At 52.4% G+C, this 296-nt stretch carries 1 rRNA gene; it reads left to right on the forward strand.

The annotated features are described in order from the left end of the window. Nucleotides 1-176, forward strand: a 23S ribosomal RNA gene (locus tag AC0L3U_RS39100); the annotation flags it as partial. Between the last annotated feature and the right edge of the window lie 120 nt (nucleotides 177-296).

A 296-nucleotide genomic window follows, 5' to 3' on the forward strand; every position in this document is an offset into this window, starting at 1 on the left:
GGATAAAAGGTACTCCGGGGATAACAGGCTGATACCGCCCAAGAGTTCATATCGACGGCGGTGTTTGGCACCTCGATGTCGGCTCATCACATCCTGGGGCTGAAGCCGGTCCCAAGGGTATGGCTGTTCGCCATTTAAAGTGGTACGCGAGCTGGGTGCTTAAACCTGACGCTTGGCGATTGTTCAGATACTTGGACGCGGACCGTGTTCGCGCTTACAAAACAATGAGTCCTGCTTCACTGGGAGCTGAAGCCATCATCAATGGCATTACGGTAGACCAGCTTTATAAAGAGCAA

The organism is Bradyrhizobium sp. Kon69 (assembly GCF_055807515.1).